The organism is Paenibacillus thailandensis, assembly GCF_042685365.1.
GTDB lineage: Bacteria > Bacillota > Bacilli > Paenibacillales > Paenibacillaceae > Paenibacillus_AP > Paenibacillus_AP thailandensis.
Window position 1 is genome coordinate 158,296 of sequence record NZ_JBHUMY010000023.1, and the last position, 17,888, is coordinate 176,183.

General features: G+C 58.3%; 10 protein-coding genes. 7 read left to right on the top strand and 3 right to left on the bottom strand.

Going from position 1 to position 17,888, the window contains the following annotated elements; genetic code table 11:
• Window positions 1-163 precede the first annotated feature (163 nt).
• The 6 genes from ACFSW5_RS18315 to ACFSW5_RS18340 all read left to right on the top strand — a co-directional run bounded on the left by ACFSW5_RS18315 (window position 164) and on the right by ACFSW5_RS18340 (window position 11,325).
• Complete coding sequence (locus tag ACFSW5_RS18315) at window positions 164-1,036, top strand: sugar phosphate isomerase/epimerase family protein (protein WP_379276127.1); 873 nt, start codon at window positions 164-166, stop codon at window positions 1,034-1,036.
• Window positions 1,037-1,541: 505 nt separating this feature from the next.
• Complete coding sequence (locus tag ACFSW5_RS18320) at window positions 1,542-2,504, top strand: ABC transporter permease (protein WP_379276129.1); 963 nt, start codon at window positions 1,542-1,544, stop codon at window positions 2,502-2,504.
• 159 nt (window positions 2,505-2,663) lie between these two features.
• Complete coding sequence (locus tag ACFSW5_RS18325) at window positions 2,664-3,566, top strand: carbohydrate ABC transporter permease (protein ID WP_379276131.1); 903 nt, start codon at window positions 2,664-2,666, stop codon at window positions 3,564-3,566.
• Window positions 3,567-3,661: 95 nt separating this feature from the next.
• Entirely contained in the window at window positions 3,662-5,254 is a 1,593-nt protein-coding gene (locus ACFSW5_RS18330; RefSeq protein WP_379276134.1) for an extracellular solute-binding protein, read from the top strand.
• Between the two features lie 504 nt (window positions 5,255-5,758).
• Window positions 5,759-8,065: a glycoside hydrolase family 3 N-terminal domain-containing protein gene (locus ACFSW5_RS18335; RefSeq protein ID WP_379276137.1), complete on the top strand. Its 2,307-nt coding sequence runs from the start codon at window positions 5,759-5,761 to the stop codon at window positions 8,063-8,065.
• Window positions 8,062-11,325 carry an alpha-mannosidase gene (locus ACFSW5_RS18340; RefSeq protein ID WP_379276139.1) on the top strand — a complete coding sequence of 1,088 codons (3,264 nt, stop codon included), beginning with the start codon at window positions 8,062-8,064 and terminating at the stop codon, window positions 11,323-11,325. Before ACFSW5_RS18335 ends, ACFSW5_RS18340 begins: the two co-directional genes overlap by 4 nt.
• A gap of 43 nt (window positions 11,326-11,368) precedes the next feature.
• On the opposite strand, the gene ACFSW5_RS18345 is transcribed toward ACFSW5_RS18340, so the two are convergent.
• Genes ACFSW5_RS18345 through ACFSW5_RS18355 form a run of 3 tightly spaced genes read right to left on the bottom strand, consistent with a single transcriptional unit; the run spans window position 11,369 to window position 16,099 of the window.
• Complete coding sequence (locus tag ACFSW5_RS18345) at window positions 11,369-13,672, bottom strand: helix-turn-helix domain-containing protein (protein ID WP_379276141.1); 2,304 nt, start codon at window positions 13,670-13,672, stop codon at window positions 11,369-11,371.
• 41 nt (window positions 13,673-13,713) lie between these two features.
• Window positions 13,714-15,021, bottom strand: a complete 1,308-nt coding sequence (locus ACFSW5_RS18350; RefSeq protein ID WP_379276144.1) for a glycoside hydrolase family 125 protein — start codon at window positions 15,019-15,021, stop codon at window positions 13,714-13,716.
• 40 nt (window positions 15,022-15,061) lie between these two features.
• On the bottom strand, window positions 15,062-16,099 hold the full coding sequence (locus tag ACFSW5_RS18355; protein WP_379276147.1) for a LacI family DNA-binding transcriptional regulator: 1,038 nt from the start codon (window positions 16,097-16,099) through the stop codon (window positions 15,062-15,064).
• Between the two features lie 244 nt (window positions 16,100-16,343).
• Here ACFSW5_RS18355 and ACFSW5_RS18360 point away from each other — a divergent pair, with 244 nt between their 5' ends.
• A complete protein-coding gene (locus ACFSW5_RS18360; RefSeq protein WP_379276149.1) occupies window positions 16,344-17,756 on the top strand; it encodes an alpha-L-fucosidase in 1,413 nt (470 codons plus the stop codon).
• Window positions 17,757-17,888: the final 132 nt, after the last annotated feature.

Here is a 17,888-nt window from a genome sequence, read left to right on the forward strand (position 1 = left end):
GGTACGATTCGGGACAATTTAAAAACGACATATCCCCATTAACGTGAACATGACCTCGGACAATAACGACATATTTACGAATGTTCCCCCGTTCCATATGCTACTAAACAAACCGCGCGCATCCCAAAGTCCAAACCGCGCGCATGCTAGGAGGAACAAGAACATGAAAGTCGGCTTGAGCTCTTACAGCTTGCTGAACGCTCTGAAGTCGGGGGAAATGACCGTATTGGACGCGATCCAATGGATTGCGGATAACGGCGGAGAGCATATGGAAATCGTCCCGTACGGGTATACGCTGGCGGATAATTTGCCGCTGGCGGACGCCGTCCGCGACAAAGCGGAGAAAGCCGGCATCGCCTTGTCCAATTATTCGATGCCGGCCAACTTCGTTCAGGAGACGGAGGAGCTTTTTCAGGCGGAGGTCGAACGCGTGAAGCGGCATGTCGATCTCGTTCACAGGCTGGGAATCCGGCATATGCGCCACGACGTAACCGCGTTTTCGCTGCCGAAGGAAAACATGACGATCGAGTGGTTCGAGAACCATCTGCATTGGATGGTGAGGGGAAGCCGGCTGATTGCCGACTACGCCGCGCAGTACGGCATGACGACGAGCATCGAGAACCACGGCTTCAGCGTGCAGGCAAGCGACCGCGTGCAGCGGGTGCTTCATGCCGTCGACCGTCCGAATTTCAAAACGACGCTCGATATCGGAAACTTCATGTGCGTGGACGAGAATCCGATCGTCGGGGTCATGAAAAACCTTCCTTACGCTTCCCTTATTCATTTCAAAGACTTCTATTTCCGCCATTACGATGAATATCCCGGCGAAGGCGAATGGTTTGCGACGGCGAACGGCAACTATTTGCGCGGCGCTATCGTCGGTCAAGGGGACGTCGACGTTCGCAGAATCGTGAAGCTGGTCAAGAGCTTCGGTTATGACGGCTATATTACGGTCGAATTCGAAGGGATGGAAGAATGCAAGCGGGCCTCCAAAATCGCAATGGATAATTTGCGGCGGATTTGGGAGGAAAGCTAGTTTTGGCTCGCCGGGACGAACTTAGAGGCGGCGGTCCGGGAACGGCGTTAGAAAGCCGTTCCCGGGCCGTTTTATTTTTTGGGCGGTTAGAATTCACTTTCAGGGAATATATGAACGTTTACAAACAAAATTACGAGGTTGAATTTGTTATATAATATGACGCAAGATTATTGGATAGCGCTTACAAATGGCCTGATTGTTCATTTTTATCATATGCCGTTTTTGACATTTTGGATAGTTGCGAAAGATAATGTGACATCAAACAAAACATATTCGAGAAAGCTGCAGGACGGAAAAAGCGGGCGGCGGTGCGGCTTTCGGGCGTTTCCGGCCATCCCGCGGACGATTGCCGGAGAGGAAGACGAGAACGACATATTTACGCGCTTTTTTCCTCGCCTTTACAATTTGATTACAACGCTGACGGGCGGCGGCGGAAATCGGGTCGGACCGCCCAAACGCCAAAAAGATTCCGGCAATGCGGGAAAAGTCAGGGAGGGTGAATGCGGTGCAGCAAATCAATCCACGGACGTTGCCGGCCGATGCGATTCGGCCAAACGGAGCCGGCCATAAATTGCGAAGAAGAATCGTCAGAAACTGGGAGCTTTATTTATTCATAGCGCCGGCGTTCTTCTATTTCCTCATTTTTCACTACGGGCCGATGTACGGCATCCAGATCGCTTTCAAGAACTACATTCCGACCAGGGGCTTTTTTGGCAGCGAATGGGTGGGGTTCGAGCATTTTACCCGGTTTTTCCAATCTTATTATTTTTGGGACTTGATATGGAATACGCTTAGCATCAGTTTGTACGACCTCGCGGTCGGTTTTCCGCTTCCGATTCTGCTTGCGCTCGCCTTTAACGAAGCGAAGAACGGCTTCTTCAAGCGTGCGGTTCAGACGATCACTTACGCGCCGCATTTTATTTCCGTGGTTGTCATGGCGGGCATGATCATTACGTTCCTTTCTCCGTCCACGGGCATTATGACGCACATCCTTCAATGGTTCGGACTGGAAGCGCCCAACGTGCTGACCGATCCGAAATGGTTCAAAACGATGTATGTGCTGTCGAACGTCTGGCAGGGCGCCGGGTGGGGAACGATCATTTATTTGGCGGCATTATCTGCGGTCGATCCGCAGCTGCACGAAGCGGCGATCATGGACGGCGCCAGCCGGGTGCGCCGCATCTGGCACATTAACCTCCCGGCGATCGTTCCGACGATCATTATTTTGCTCATTTTGAACATGGGGAGCGTCCTGAGCGTCGGCTTCGAGAAAATTTTGCTGCTTCAAAACTCGCTGAACATGGAGTCGTCGGACGTCATTTCCACCTTCGTATACCGCTCCGGCTTGCTGGACGCGCAGTACAGCTTCTCGACCGCGGTAGGACTGTTCAATTCCGTCGTCAACGCGGCTTTGCTGATTGCCGTCAACCGCATCGCGCGCCGGACGAGCGAGACGAGCTTGTGGTAGAGAGAGGGAAGCGGACGCTTCCGAAGCGAGTTTTGTTGCGAAGCGAAATCGAGGGAGTAATGCTTCAACAAAACTAAGCGGATGCTTCCGAAGCCAGTTTTGTTGCGAAGTGAAATCGAGGGAGTAACGCTTCACAAAACTTTTAGGAGGAACAAAAGCATGAGCAGCTTTGCCAGACAATCGACAGGCGATAAAGCGTTTATCGTGTTGGTTTACGTCTTTCTTTTTATCGCGATGGCCGTCGTCTTGTATCCGTTGATTTACATCGTGAGCGCGTCGATCAGCGACCCGGCAAAGGTCGGGTCCGGCGAAATGTGGCTTCTTCCGAAAGGGATTACGTGGGAAGGGTACGAGCGGGTTTTTCAAAACGAAAAAATTTGGAACGGTTATTTCAATACGATCGTCTACACGCTGGCCGGAACGGCGGTCAATCTCGCGGTTACGCTTCCGGCCGCCTATTCGCTCAGCCGCCCCGATTTTGTCGGCAGAGGTTTCTTTATCGGGATGTTTATGGCGACCATGTTCATCGGAGGTGGGCTCGTGCCCACGTATTTGCTCGTGAAGGAATTAGGGATGATCAACTCGATGTGGGCGCTCATTCTGCCCAGCGCCGCTTCCATCTGGAATATTATCGTGACGCGGACGTTCTTTCAATCGACCATTCCGAGAGAGCTTCAGGAAGCGTCGCAAATCGACGGCGCCACCAACTTTCAGATCTTTTTTCAAATCGTATTGCCGCTCTCCGCTCCCATCATCGCCGTCATGGCGCTGTTTTACGGGGTCGGCCATTGGAACAGCTACTTCTCGGCCATGATCTATTTCAACGACGAAGCCAAATATCCGCTTCAGCTCGTATTGCGGCAAATTCTCGTCCTGCAGGAGATGGCGTCTCAATCTGCGGTGACGGCCGAGGTGGCCACGGCGCTCAACAGCAAGGCCGAAATCGCGGCTCTTCTGAAATATGCCGTCATTATCGTCTCGACCCTGCCGGTCATCGTGCTCTATCCGTTCCTTCAACGCTTCTTCGTGCAAGGGGTCATGATCGGCTCCGTGAAAGGTTAAGCCCGCGGTTCTGCAAGCGGCAGCGCCATGCTAGCGGTAACTCGAAGCTTTCGTCTTCTTGTTATAAATCAACGATATTAGAGGAGGGGTTTATGATGCATGTATGGAAAAAGGGCGTTAATCTCGCGCTGACCCTGGTTATGGCCGGCGGGATGCTTTCAGCCTGCAGCTCGTCCGGCAACACCGGGGGCGGGGCATCCGGGGAACCCGCGAGTACGGTTAGCAAAGAGGGCTTTCCGATCGTAAGCGAGCCGATTACGCTGTCCGTCATGGCTCCGGACGTAGGCATGGCCAAATGGGAGGATATGCCTGTCCTGAAGGAGATGGAAAAGCTGACGAACATTAAGCTGGAATACCGGCTCGCACCGCTCGACAGCTTTACGACGAAAAAAAATCTCGTATTTGCCAGCGGCGATTATCCGGACTTTTTCTATGCATCGGAAATCACCAAGTCGGAGGAGGTCAATTACGGAAGCCAGGGCATCCTTATTCCGCTCGAGAATTTGATCGACGAATACGCGCCCAATTTAAAGGCGATTTTGGACGAACATCCCGAAATCCGCAAATCGATTACGACGCCCGACGGCCATATTTATACGCTGCCCCGCATCGACCTGTCGGCGGTCTGGTACCGGGGGCCGATGTGGTATAACGGCAAGTTCCTGGAGGCGCTCGATATGGAGGTTCCGACCACGACGGAGGAGCTGTACACGTATTTGAAACGGGTCAAGGATGAGGACCCGAACGGCAACGGCCAAGCGGACGAAATTCCGTTGTCTTCGGTCAAGCTGGACGACATCCGCATGTTTATGTTCGGCTCTTGGGGAATGGTATCCGAGGACATTTACAACGACAAGGAAGGAAAGGTTCATTATCCGTTCATGGAAGAAGGCTACAAAGGCTACTTGACGTTTATGAACCGGCTCTGGACGGAGGGGCTGCTCGACGCCGAGACGTTCTCCCAAACCGACGAGCAGAAGAAGGCCAAGGGCAAAAACAACCAAATCGGGCTGTTCGCCGATTATAACGCCTACTTTACGCTGGGCGGCACGGAGCCGGGCACGGCGGATCCGATGGCGATTCCGGTAAAAAGCGATATGGTCGATTCGGCGGTATACGGCAAGCATCCGGGCTTGTCGACGGGGGCGTTCGCGATTTCGAGCGCCAACCCAAATCCGGAGGCGACGATGCGCTGGATCGACTATCTGTACAGCTATGACGGGGCTACGCTGTTCAACCATGGGCCCGAAGGCATGCTGTTCGAATATGTGGATAAAGAAAACCATGTGAAAAAATTTCTCGACGTCCCGGGAGGAGACCGCGAGGAATACCGCGCGACGCTTACGCCGAACTACGGCATCAGCACGCCGGGCTTCGAAGATATTTCGCTGTACAACGGACTGAGAGGCGAATTCGACGAGTGGATCGTCAACGAAAACAAAACGAAGCTTGAGCCGATCGCGCAGGTTCCGTTCCCGATCGTTTATTTGACGGAGGAGGAGCAGGCGGAAGTCTCGAGACTCCGCTCCGATCTCGACACCTATGTCGTGCAGATGGAGGCGAAATTCGTGACGGGTATCGAACCTCTTGCCAACTGGGACAGCTATATCGCTCAGGTGAAAAAAATGGGCGGCGACCGTATCGTCGAAATCTACCAGGCCGCCTACGACCGCTGGGCCGAAAACTAATAGGCGGCTTGCCGCCAGCAACCCGCTTGTCCGGCCGGGCAAGCGGGGAATTATATACCCGGTTATTCAGTACCGGGTGCAAGCTGCTTGTTGCACGTTCGGATTGTCGAAGACGGCCGCGTGGCAGGCAGCACCATAAGGCAAAACGTGGCGTAAGAAGCGCGAAAAGGAGCTTTGCCCGACAGGGCAAGCGGCTCATTGCACGTTCGGATTGTCGAAGACGGCCGCGTGGCAGGCAGCACCATAAGGCAAAACGTGGCGTAAGAGGCACGAAAAGGAGCTTTGCCCGACAGGGCAAGCGGCTTATTGCACGTTCGGATTGTCGAAGACGGCCGCGTGGCAGGTACGCCCATTCGGGGTGTCCAGAGGGGCGAGCCCCTTGGGGCCCCTCCTCAGGAGGGGTTTGGGGAGGTGTAATAGTGGGTGTCCAGAGGGGCGAGCCCCTTGGGGCCCCTCCTCAGGAGGGGTTTGGGGAGGTGAAGGAACTTGGGGAGGTGTAATTATATGGACTACAAGAACGCTTCGCTTCCCGCTGCCGAGCGGGTCAAGGATTTGCTGGGACGGATGACGGAGGAAGAGAAAATCGGGCAACTCGTGCAGCCTTTCGGGTGGAAATGTTATCGTAAAACAAACGGCGGCGCGGTCGAATTGACGGAAGCATTCCTCGAGGAATGGGCCAAGGGCGGGGTCGGCTCGCTGTACGGCACGCTGCGCGCCGATCCGTGGACGGAGGTTACGCTGGAGAACGGCTTGTCCCCGAAGGAAGGGGCGGCTGCGCTAAACAAGATTCAGCGGCACGCGGTCGAGCATACGCGGCTTGGCATCCCCATCTTGTTCGGAGAAGAATGCTCGCACGGGCATATGGCGATCGGCGCGACGGTGTTCCCCGTTCCGCTGCTCGTCGGCAGCACCTGGAATCCGGAGCTGTACCGGGAGATGTGCCGCGCGATCGCGCGGGAGGTGCGAAGCCAAGGAGGGGCGGCGACCTATTCTCCGGTGCTGGACGTCGTCCGCGATCCGCGTTGGGGACGAACGGAGGAGACGTTCGGGGAAGATCCGTATCTGATCGGCCGATTCGCGGTCGAAGCGATACGCGGTCTGCAAGGAGACGATCTGAGCGCGGAGGATGCGGTAGCGGCCACGCTGAAGCATTTCGCCGGCTATGGCGCTTCCGAGGGCGGGCGCAACGGCGCGCCCGCCCATATCGGCTTGCGGGAGCTGCATGAGGTGGATCTGCTGCCGTTTCGGATGGCGGTGGAGGCCGGAGCGCGTTCGGTCATGACCGCCTATAACGAGATTGACGGCGTGCCCTGCACGTCGAACGAATATTTGCTGAACGAGGTTTTGCGCGGCGAATGGGGCTTTGACGGCATGGTCATCACCGACTGCGGCGCGATCGGCCAGCTGGCGGGCGGGCACAACACGGCGGAGGACGGCCGAGACGCGGCCGCGCAGGCATTGAAGGCGGGCGTCGACATGGAAATGTCGGGCGAAATGTTCCGGCGGCATCTCGCCGCCGCTCTCCGCGAGGGAAGGATTGAGCGCGAAGCTTTGGATACGGCCGTAAGCCGAGTCTTGGGGATGAAGTTTCGCCTTGGGTTATTCGAGAGGCCGTATGCCGATCCGGAGCGGGCGGAGGCGATCGTCGGCTGCGGCGAGCATGCCGCGCTTGCCCGGAATGTTGCCGCGGAGGGCATCGTGCTGCTCAAAAACGAGGGGCGGACGCTGCCGCTCAGCCCCGCCGCCGGCAAGGTGGCCCTCATCGGCCCAAACGCCGACGCTCCTTACAATCAGCTTGGCGATTATACGGCTCCCCAGCCGCCGGGACGGGTCGTGACCGTGCTGGAAGGGCTGCGCCGCCGGCTCGGCGGGGACAGGGTGCTGTACGCGCCGGGGTGCCGCATCCGTGACGACTCGAAGGAAGGCTTCGCCCGAGCGCTGGCTTGCGCGGAACGGGCCGATGTCGTCGTGCTGGCGCTTGGCGGCTCCAGCGCGCGGGATTTTGGGGAAGGTACGATCGATCTCAGTACCGGCGCTTCCGTCGTAACGGACCGCGCTTGGAGCGAGATGGACTGCGGGGAAGGCATCGACCGGTCGACGCTTCATTTGCTTGGGGCGCAATTGGAGCTGGCGAAGGAAATTTATAAGCTGGGCAAGCCGCTCGTTGTGGTCTATATAAACGGTAGGCCGATAACCGAGCCGTGGATCGACGAGCACGCCCACGCCATATTGGAGGCTTGGTACCCGGGCCAGGAAGGGGGAGAAGCGATTGCCGACATTTTGTTCGGCGACGTGAACCCGTCAGGGCGTCTGACCCTGTCGCTGCCGAAGCATGTCGGACAGCTGCCGGTTTATTATTACGGAAGAAGAACGAGAGGCAAACGGTACTTGGAGACGGATCTGTCTCCGGCATACCCGTTCGGGTACGGCCTTAGCTATACCGAATTCCGTTACGGGAAGCCGACGGTCGAACCGGGAGTAATCGGCCCGGACGAACAAGCCGCGGTGTCGGTCCGCGTATCGAACGTCGGCGACCGCAGCGGAGCGGAAGTCGTCCAGCTGTACATTTCCGATCCGGTAGCCTCCGTCACGCGGCCGGAGCGTTTATTAAAGGGCTTCGAGAAGGTCGCGCTGGAGCCGGGCGAAACGAAGACGGTTACGTTTACGGTCGGGCGGGAGCAGCTCGCCTTGATCGCCAAGGATTTAAAGCCCGTCGTCGAAGAAGGGGATTTTGTGGTGATGGTCGGGCCGAATGCCGCCCAAGTTGAAACGGCTCGCCTAAAGGTGATCGAACGGGAGGGGAAGCGATGAGCCGCATCGGAAGATTTGTCGCCTATTTACAGGAGCATCAATGGCTCGAAACGGTCGATATCCGGGAATGGAGCGTCCGCACGGCCCGTTACGTCAAGCCCGGGTTGTACGAATTTACGATGCCCGAGGCGGAATGGCGGAACGTTGAACGGATGACGAGTACGCAAGGGACGACGTATTTTATGAGCAGGCCTATCGAGATTCCGGACGAATGGGGCCCGGACGAGGTAGCGTTCGTATTCCGGGCCGGCGCGGGGGAGGGGCTGCTCCGCGTTAACGGCGAGCCTTATCACGGCTTGGACCGGAACCATTGGTTCGTTCCGCTGGCAGTGGAGCGGCTTGGCAGGCGCCTTGCTCTCGATATCGAGCTGTTCGACCCGATTCCGGAGCCGTTGGATCCGCTCAACCGGCAAGCGGTTATTCAGCCGCCGATCGGCGGCATCGAGAGCCGTCTGGCGCGGGTGAACAAGCCGGTGCAAAGCCTGCTGCACGCCACTCAGGCGGCCGATCAGGCGGCAAGGCTGCTGCCGGAGGGCGATATGCGCCGCATTCGGACGGAGCGGGCGCTGGCGGCCGCGATGGACGCCTTGTACGGCGGCTCGCCGGAGCTGCTGAAGGACGGCGAAGCCGTTGCCGCAGCCGAACGGCGGCTCGCCGATGCGGTCCGGGAAGCGGCGCGGGACGGCTTCGCCGGCACGATGCATATGGTCGGCCAATCGCATATCGACGTCGCTTGGTTATGGCCGGTTCGCGAGACGGTGCGCAAGGTAAGCCGGACGTTCTCCACCGTCATGACGCTGATGGAACGGTATCCCGATTTTAAATATTCGCAAAGCCAGCCGCAGCTGTATGCTTTCGTCAAGGAGCACTACCCTGAGCTGTTCGATAAAATCAAAGCGCGCGTCGCGGAAGGGCGCTGGGAGCTGGTCGGAGGGATGTGGGTCGAGCCCGACCTGAACATTCCGAACGGCGAGTCGCTCGTCCGCCAGATGCTGTACGGCCAGCGCTTTTATCTGGAAGAGTTCGGCAAACGGTCGTATATCGAATGGCTGCCCGACACGTTCGGCTATTGCGCGTCGCTCCCGCAGCTGCTGAAGCAGGCCGGCATCGAATATTTCATGACGACCAAGCTGGGCTGGAACGATACGAACAAGTTTCCGTACGATTTGTTCCGCTGGGTCGGCATCGACGGGACGTCGATTATCGCCTATCAGAATCACGGCTTGAACGAGCATGCCCGGCCGAAAGACATTCACGAGCATTGGGCGTCGTTCGGGCAAAAGGACGTCCATGACGAGCTGATGCTCCTGTACGGGCACGGCGACGGAGGCGGCGGGGTCACGCACGAGATGATCGAATATGTCCGGCGGGCCGATCTCATGCCGGGGCTGCCTGCCGCGCGTTTCGCTGCGGCGGCCGATTTCTTTGGGGAAATCGGCCGAAGAAAGCCGAAGCTGCCGGAGTGGCACGGCGATCTGTATTTGGAGCTGCATCGCGGCACGTATACGACCCATGCGCGCAACAAGCGAAGCAACCGCAAAGCGGAAGTGCTTTTCCGCGAGGCGGAGCTCTGGAGCCGGCTCGCTTTCCCGGACGGCGAAGGCGGCCGGGAGGAAGAGCTTCGGGACGGATGGAAGCTGTTGCTGCTGAACCAGTTCCACGACATTATTCCGGGTACGTCCATTCCGGAAGTTTACGTTACTTCGGGAGAGCAATACGCGGAAATATTCAACCTGGGCGAAGATGTGCTGCATCATGCGCTGCGGTCGCTCGCTTCCCGGATTTCGACGGACGCGGGAGATGGCAAGCCTTATCTCGTCTTCAACAGCCTGGGCTGGGAGCGGGACGAAATCGTTTCGATCGAAGGAGGGGGCGAGTTAATTGGCCTTGCCGCTTACGACGAGCTCGGACCGTTAACCTGCGCGGCCGTACCGGGAGAGGAGGGCGCGTGCGTCCTCTCGGTCCGGGTTCCGGCCATTCCGGCGTTCGGCTGGAAGACGATCTGGCTCCGCGAAGCCGTTCCCGCCGAACCCGGCACGGGGGAAGGCGGAGCGGCCGAACGGGCCGCCGCCGAGCTTGCCGCCGCCAGACAGGCAGGCGGCGAAGCCGGCGCCGCAAGGCCGACATCCGCCATCGGGACCGGCATGGAGTCGGCCGCCGAAGCTTCGACTGCCGTCGATCGGCCGGGGCAAGAACGGCCGGCAGTTCCGGCTTGCTGGGAAACGCCGTTTTATACGCTGAGGTTTAACGGGAAAGGCGAGATTGTCGGCTGGTTCGACAAGCAGGAGAGCCGCGAGCTTATTCCGGCGGAAGGCAAGGCGAACGAGCTGCAGCTGTTCCATGACCGGCCGACGTATTGGGACGCTTGGGATATCGATCCGCGCTTTGAGGAGCAGCGCGCCGGCGAAGCGGTGCTGATAGGAAGCGAAGCGATCCGACAAGCGGGGCTGTTCGATATTTTGCGCTTCCGCTGGCGGCTGAACGAATCGGAGATTAAGCAGGACATCGTCCTATACCATCATCGCCGCCGCGTCGATTTTAAAACGGCGGTGAAGTGGAACGAAAGCCATAAGCTGCTGAAGGTCGCCTTTCCCGTCGAAATGATGTCGGCCAAAGCGACTTACGAAATTCCGTTCGGGTCGCTGGAGCGTCCTGCGCACCGGAATACAAGCTGGGAGCAAGCGCAATTCGAGGTGTGCGGACACCGCTTTGCCGACCTGTCCGAAGCGGGCTACGGCGCGAGTCTGCTCAACGATTGCAAATACGGCTACGACATCAAAAACGGCGTCATGCGCCTGTCCCTGCTGAGGGCGCCGAAATGGCCGGACAGCGGGGCGGATCAAGGAGAGCATGCGTTTACGTATTCGTTATATCCGCATAAAGGCGACTGGCGGGAGGCGGGCGTCGTGCGGGAAGCGGCCGGGCTTAATGACCCCGTGCGGCTGCTTGAGGCTTCCCTTCGGCAAGGAGATCTGCCCGCCAAGCATGCGCTTATCGGCTTTGCCGGAAGGAATGTCGTGCTGGAGACGGTCAAACGATCGGAGGACGGCGAAGCGACGATCCTCCGGTTCTACGAGTCGGCGGGAGGAAGAGAGACGGTGACCGTGCGGTGGCCGGACGGGGACATAGAGGCGGCGGAGGTTAATTTGCTGGAGGAGGGCAACAGGGAGATCGAATCGCCGAACGGCACGTTCAGCCTGACCTTCAAACCGTACGAAGTCAGAACAGTTAAGCTGGCGCGTCGGAAGATCCGGCAATAGAAGCGGGCCAAAGGCCGATCCGAAGTTGCGACGGATCGGCCTTTTATCGGTCCCGAAGGCGAAGCTGCGGCCAGCTCGTTTGCTCGTAAGCCTCGATCGCCGCTGCCGGGCGGGCATATTGCTTTCGGTATTGTCCCGGCGTCAGGCCGGTTGCTTTTTTGAACTTGCGGATGAAATTGGCGGCGTCCTGATAGCCGATGCCGACAATGATGTTTTTGATCGGTTCCTCCGTCATCACGAGCCGGCGCGTGAACTCGTCGAAGCGAAGCTGCCAAATATACTGGGAAAAGTTAATGCCCGTCTTCTCCTTGAACAGGCGGCTGAAGTAGGAAGGGGAGATCGGGTACTCAGCCGATATGCTTTCCAGGCTAAGCGAATAGTCGGTGTAATGCTCGTTGATGTACGGGATGATCCGGTCGATGAGCGACAGATCCTCCGCTATGGCTTCGGTCTCCACATGGGCGCATATGTCCCCGGCGAGCCGCAGCAGGATTCGTTCCGTTTCCGGCAGCGAATGAAAGGAAACGCGGTTCGAAAGATGATGGTGCGCCGCTTCGACGTTCAGCTCATCCGCCGTCTTGAGCATCGTGTTGTAAATGTCGTAGCCGATCGCCTGCAGCATCGGCGCGGCCGGACGCGCTTCGCGCAACTCGTCCACCGCCGTCCGGATCATCTCCGCGGCGACGATCTCGTTGCCCTGCTTCAAGCTTTGCGCCAGCTTCAGCAATATTTCCTTCGACACCCAGAACGACCCGCCGGAGGCCGGCTCCGCAAGCGTGTCGAAATAAACGATTTGGCCTTGCCCGCCGGCGCCGACGACCGTTTCAAGCGCGGACGACGCTTCGATGAAGGAAGCGTTCAGCCGGCCGGCGCTGTCGCAGCAATTGCCGACGCCGATCGCGGAAGGAGAAACGCCCAGCTCGTTCGCCGCCGTTTCCCGGATATGCTCCGCAATCGCTTTGGTCTGATCCCTTAACGGCCGGTCTGAATCCGGAGTGAAATTGACGATGAAGACGAATTGCCCGGACTGCGGGGGTTCGACGCCGTAAACGCGGACGCCGGAGCCCGCAAGCTCGAAGCGGGAAGGCAGCCTGTTCATCGTCAGCCGGAACCGGTCGTCCAGAGCCGTTTTATCCTGCATCATGACCATGACGAAATAATGGGTGCGTTCGAAGCGGATGTCCAGCGTGCTCATCAGCTCCGGCGTCAGCTCGGCCGCGTTCCCGCGCTTGAGCAGCATAAGCAGGCAGTGATTTCGGGCATAGGGCTCCTGCAGGCAGATCCGCGAGCTGTATTCCCGCAATGTCGTTCCGATCCATTCCAGCTCGTTGCTTGCGCGGGAACGGCCGGGGACGGCGGAGCTTTTGCGGCCGGCGATGTTGGAGAGCGCGCGGATCGGGCCGTATTGACGGACCGCCATCCAGATCGCCGCGACGGAGCCCGTTGCGATGACGACGGACAATATAACCGTGATGAGCAGGTCGATATGAACGACCCGGTTAAAAAACTGATCGCTCGGCATCGAGGTGACGTACGTCCAGCCGTTCGTCTCGGATCGGACCGAAACGACGGAATGCTTTTCGCCGTCCAGCACCTTGTTGTGGATCCCCGGACCGAGGCGGGACAAGTAACCTTCGTCCTCCTCCGTCAGCTTCTCTCCGTTCCGGTCGGCGGCCAGAACGTTGCCGTCATGGTCGAAAATATACGTTATTCCTTCGAAGTTGACGAGGATGGAATTGATCAGCTCCGTCAGCTTCGATTCGTCGATGAAATAAAGCACGGTCGCATAAGGATCCGGGTTGTTCGGCTTTATCGGCACAAGATAAGCGAGCGTTGTCGTTAAGCTGCCGGGATTGGCCGGCTCTGCGCGGCGCATGGTCGGGAATTGCACGCCGTTCAAATCGATGGCCTGCTGCTCCGGACTCCAGTTGTCAAAGGCGTACGACTCGCCGAAGACGTCAAGCCCGCTCATCCCGTCCGACGAGTAGATGCGGTCGTCTTTGCGGAAGTAAAGGAACAGTCCGTCGATGATGGAGCTCGTCGCTTTATATTTGTCGAGAGCGCCAATCGCTTCTCTGCTGTAATAAGGATGATGAGACCGGTAAGCCGTTAACTGCTCGTCGTACGAAATGCGGGCGGCGATATCCTGCAGCTCCTTGATTCTGTCGTCGATGACGGTCTTGGCTTGATTCAACTGATTGATGCTGGATTGTTCGATCTCCGTCCGAAGATCGTTTACGGCGTTCTGATAAATAAAGTAGGTTACGATTAATAACGGAATAAGGAAGATAGACAGGTAGGACAGAATATAGTTCAGCAAAAGTCTGGACTTAAAGGTTCCCATCATCCGCAGCCTCCTCCTTCAAATGAAAACGCGGTATTCAGAGATTAAGCGCTTACACCTCCGGTTATGTCTTCGAGAATCAGCTTCGTGACCAGTTCGCTGAACAGGCTGTTCGCCCAAGCGAACCAAGGGCGCGTAAAGCGCGATGGATCGTCCGCGTGGAAGCCTTCGTGCATAAAGCCGGTTCCGGCATCCGTCCGTTCCAGCAGTTCGACGATCGAGGCGATTTCCTCCGCATCGTCCGAGGTGAGCGCCTGCATCGTCAGGCTGATGTGCCAAATGTAGCCGCGGGGCGTGTGCGGGCTTCCGATGCCTTGCGCGGCCGTTCCTTTAAAGAAATATGGATTATGTTCGCTCAAAATGAATTTGCGGGTATTGCGGTAGACGGGGTTGTCTCGGCCGGCGTAGCCGAGGTACGGAATCGAGAGGAGGCTCGGCACGTTCGCGTCGTCCATCAGGTTGTAATGGCCGAAGCCGTCTGTTTCGTAGGCGTAGATGTCGCCGAATTCCGGATGGCGGTACACGCCGTACGTCTCAATGCCGTAACGGATTTCTTCTTCCAAACGGCTTGCCCAGGCGGCTAAATAATCGTCCTTCAGCACGTCGCGGGCGATCTCCTCCAAATAGCCGAGCGCAACGGCCGCGAACATATTGCTCGGAATCAGATAACCGAACGTGCAGGCGTCGTCGCTTGGGCGGAAGCCGCTCCAGGTCATGCCGGTATAGCCGACCGGCATTCCTTTGCCGCCGTTGCGGAGCGTGTCGCTTTTTGGCCCTTGCGGGCGGGTAAACCGGTAATTCGATTTTTCCGTATGATGCTGTTCGGTTTCGAGAAGGCGCAAAATCGCCCGGGCGGCCGCTTCGAACGTCTCGCCGAACACGGCGGTACGGCCCGTCGCCTTCCAATACAGGTAGCCGAGCTGCAGCGGGTAGCACAGCGAGTCCAGCTCGTATTTCCGTTCCCAGACCCACGGATTAAGCTCGGTGTTGTCGTCGTCCCAACGTTTGCCGTTTGCGGACTCGTTGAAGGCGTTGGCGTACGGGTCGATGCAGATATATTTCATCTGGCGCAAAATAAGCCCTTCGAGTATGCGCTGCAGCTCGGCGTCCTCTTTGGCAAAAGGGAGGTACTGCTTGACCTGGGCGCTGGAATCGCGAAGCCACATGGCGGGGATGTCTCCGGTGAAGACGAAGGCGGTGCCGTCGTCCAGCAGCCTAGTTGTCGTCTCCAGCGTGTTCGGAAAACAATTTTTGTACATTTGCAGCAGCTTGGGGCGTCCCTCGAGCTTCTTTTCCGCTGTACGAAGCATGCTTTGGACCGATGGGGGCAAAGCCGGCCGGGTCGTTGTCATGGCATAAGTTCCTCCCAGTCTGTAGGGTCTAATAAGGCCGTCAAGTGGACGACCGGACGACGAGATTGGTGGACAACATAATTTTCTCGAATGGCGCGCCCGGCCGCTCCATCCGGCGGTGCAGCGCCTCGATCGCGCGGAGGCCGAGCTCCTCCTTGCATAAATTCACCGTTGTCAGCGGCGGCGTAACGATCGCGGCCGCTTCGACGTTGTCGATGCCGGCGATGCGGCAGTCGGCGGGAATGTCGAAGCCTTGCTCCTGCAGCTTGCGCATCCAGCGGACGGCGATATCGTCATTGGCGCCGATCCAGGCGTCGGGCCGCTCCGCCGCAGTCATCGCCGCAAGCTTCGCGTAGGCGTCCGCCGGCCAATCCCCGCTTGCGTAATCGATCGGCCACTCCGTCAGCTCCGCCCCGGCAAGGCCGGCGCTATCGACGGTGAACCGCGCGCCCGCATAGCGGTCCAGGAAGCTGGCCGGCCGGGCGATATCTTGCAGGAATGCGATTCTCCGGCATTTCAGGGAAAGCATATGCCGGGCGATGGACATGCCCGCTTCCGCGTTGTCGTTGTTCACTTTGTCGCAGACGAGCAGAGGGTCGGCATGATCGACGAGAATGTACGGTTTTCCCGTCCTCGTCAACAGCTGCATCGTCTCTTGGGGGAAAACGCCCATAATGACGATTCCGCCGCAGCGGCTCCAATCGATATGGGGGGCGATCGCTTCCTGCGGCGACTTGGCGGCGGAGAGGCGCTGCGGGTCCGGGGTAATGATGACGTGCTGCAGGCCGTGCTTAGCGCAGCCGTCAAGCATGCCGTTCAGCAGCCGCTGCCAGTAGAACGGATCGCCGGCGTTCGCGCCGTTCATGCAGATCAATACGAACGACGGTGAACGTTCCGAATGTTCCTGCGCCTGCGGAGCCGAATCGTGCTGCTGGTAGCCGAGCGAGCGGGCCAGCTCGACGACTCTGCTGCGGGTGGCCGGACTGACGCCCGGCTTGCCGCTTAAGGCGCGGGATACGGCATAAGTGGATATTCCGAGTTGTGAAGCGATGGTCTTGATGGAGATTTTACGCGCCATGGCTGCTCCTTATCCTAACGAAACTAATAAAAAACCTAACGTTTTGTGCTTTCATTATGCCGCTTTTTGGTCGATCAAGTCAACTGCTATTATTGATTTATCGGCCGCGAACGACATATCCTGCAAAGACGTTGACGCATGGATAAAAAGAGAATAGACTATTATCGAAAATTCGTTATCATAATAAACCTAACGTGAGAAGCCGCGGTGATAAATTCGAATTCGAGAAGGGGAGGCAAACGCGATGGGAGAGCTTGAGCGGGAGCTGCCGGGAAACGGCCATGAGGTGGAAGCGGGGGTACATAACTATAGCAAGGAATCGGAGTGGGTGAAGCCGGACGATCCTCTTCTGCTGGAGCGCCTGGAATGGTTCAAGGACCAGAAGCTCGGCATGATGATGCACTGGGGCCCGTATTCGCAGCTCGGCCTCGTCGAGTCCTGGGCGCTGAGCGATGCCGACGGCGACTGGTCGCGCCATGACGTCGACTGGACGGACGATATGGACCGCTTCAAGCGCGAATATTTCGGCTTGAACCGGACGTTTCATCCGATCCGCTTCATGCCGGAGCAATGGGCGGACATCGCGGCGCAAAGCGGATTCAAGTATTTGACCTTCACGACGAAGCATCACGACGGCTTTTGCATGTGGGACACGAAGACGACGGACTATAAAATCACGGGTGCCGATACGCCTTTCTCGGGCCACCGGTACGCCGATGTGTGCAGACATCTGTTCGACGCGTTCCGCGACAAAGGAATGGCGGTTTCCGCCTATTTCTCGAAGGCCGACTGGCATACGCCGTTTTATTGGGCGCCGGGTATGTCGGAGGACGGCTTGACCTCGCGTGGACCGTCCTACGATACGAAGCGGTACCCGGAGCTGTGGGAGCGATTCGTTCAATTTACGCACCGTCAGCTGGAGGAGCTTCTGACGGACTACGGCCGCATCGATATTTTGTGGCTGGACGCGGGCTGGGTGCGGGCGGATAACCGGAAGAACGCGCAGGACATCCGTCTCGGCGAGCTGGTCGACCGCATTCGGAAGGAGCGCCAGCCGTGGCTGCTGACGGCGGACCGGACCGTAGGCCGGCCGTACGAAAATATCGTGACCCCGGAACAGACCGTTCCGGCGAAACCGATGGCGATCCCGTGGGAAAGCTGCATGACGCTGGGCACGCAGTTCTCCTACAAGTTCGAGGATGACTACAAATCGGCCCGGGAGGTCGTACATCTGCTGCTGGAGATCGTCGCCAAAGGCGGCAACCTGGCGCTGAACGTCGGTCCGCAGCCCGACGGCAGACTGCCGAGCCGCGCCGTCAAGCGCCTGAAGGAAATGGGAGAGTGGCTCGCCCGTTACGGAGAAGGCGTATACGGCACCCGTCCGGTTGCTCCATATTTCAAGGACGGTTTCGCCCTCACGCAGAAAGACAATCGCGTATATGCCTTTAAACTGCTGTCCAAGAATGCTTGTATCGGGCGGGCGGAGACAGTCGTCGACATCCCGTATGCGGGCGAGGTCGTCCTGGCGGAATGGATGGACGGCGGGGAGAGGCTGCCGTTCGAGCGCAACGGCGGGGGGATTCGCGTCGCCTTGCCGGCCATGGAAAAGCGGGAGGAAGCGCCGTTCGCCTGCGTTTTTCGTTTAACGGTAGCGTGACAGCTTCAAGCTTGGCGCGGTTCTACTTTTTGCACCTCATGCGGCGCTCCCGGCGCCAGTGCCGCGAGCATGTGGCGCATTTTTGCACCTCGCTCAGATAGACGACTTAGCCGGCTTTACAGATCGACAGCC

Excerpts from the sequence above, each read along its gene's own strand:
- ACFSW5_RS18315 (WP_379276127.1), top strand. The coding sequence starts at position 164 with ATGAAAGTCGGCTTGAGCTCTTACAGCTTGCTGAACGCTCTGAAGTCG.
- ACFSW5_RS18325 (WP_379276131.1), top strand. The coding sequence starts at position 2,664 with ATGAGCAGCTTTGCCAGACAATCGACAGGCGATAAAGCGTTTATCGTG.
- ACFSW5_RS18330 (WP_379276134.1), top strand. The coding sequence starts at position 3,662 with ATGCATGTATGGAAAAAGGGCGTTAATCTCGCGCTGACCCTGGTTATG.
- ACFSW5_RS18335 (WP_379276137.1), top strand. The coding sequence starts at position 5,759 with ATGGACTACAAGAACGCTTCGCTTCCCGCTGCCGAGCGGGTCAAGGAT.
- ACFSW5_RS18340 (WP_379276139.1), top strand. The coding sequence starts at position 8,062 with ATGAGCCGCATCGGAAGATTTGTCGCCTATTTACAGGAGCATCAATGG.
- ACFSW5_RS18345 (WP_379276141.1), bottom strand. The coding sequence starts at position 13,672 with ATGATGGGAACCTTTAAGTCCAGACTTTTGCTGAACTATATTCTGTCC.
- ACFSW5_RS18350 (WP_379276144.1), bottom strand. The coding sequence starts at position 15,021 with ATGACAACGACCCGGCCGGCTTTGCCCCCATCGGTCCAAAGCATGCTT.
- ACFSW5_RS18355 (WP_379276147.1), bottom strand. The coding sequence starts at position 16,099 with ATGGCGCGTAAAATCTCCATCAAGACCATCGCTTCACAACTCGGAATA.
- ACFSW5_RS18360 (WP_379276149.1), top strand. The coding sequence starts at position 16,344 with ATGGGAGAGCTTGAGCGGGAGCTGCCGGGAAACGGCCATGAGGTGGAA.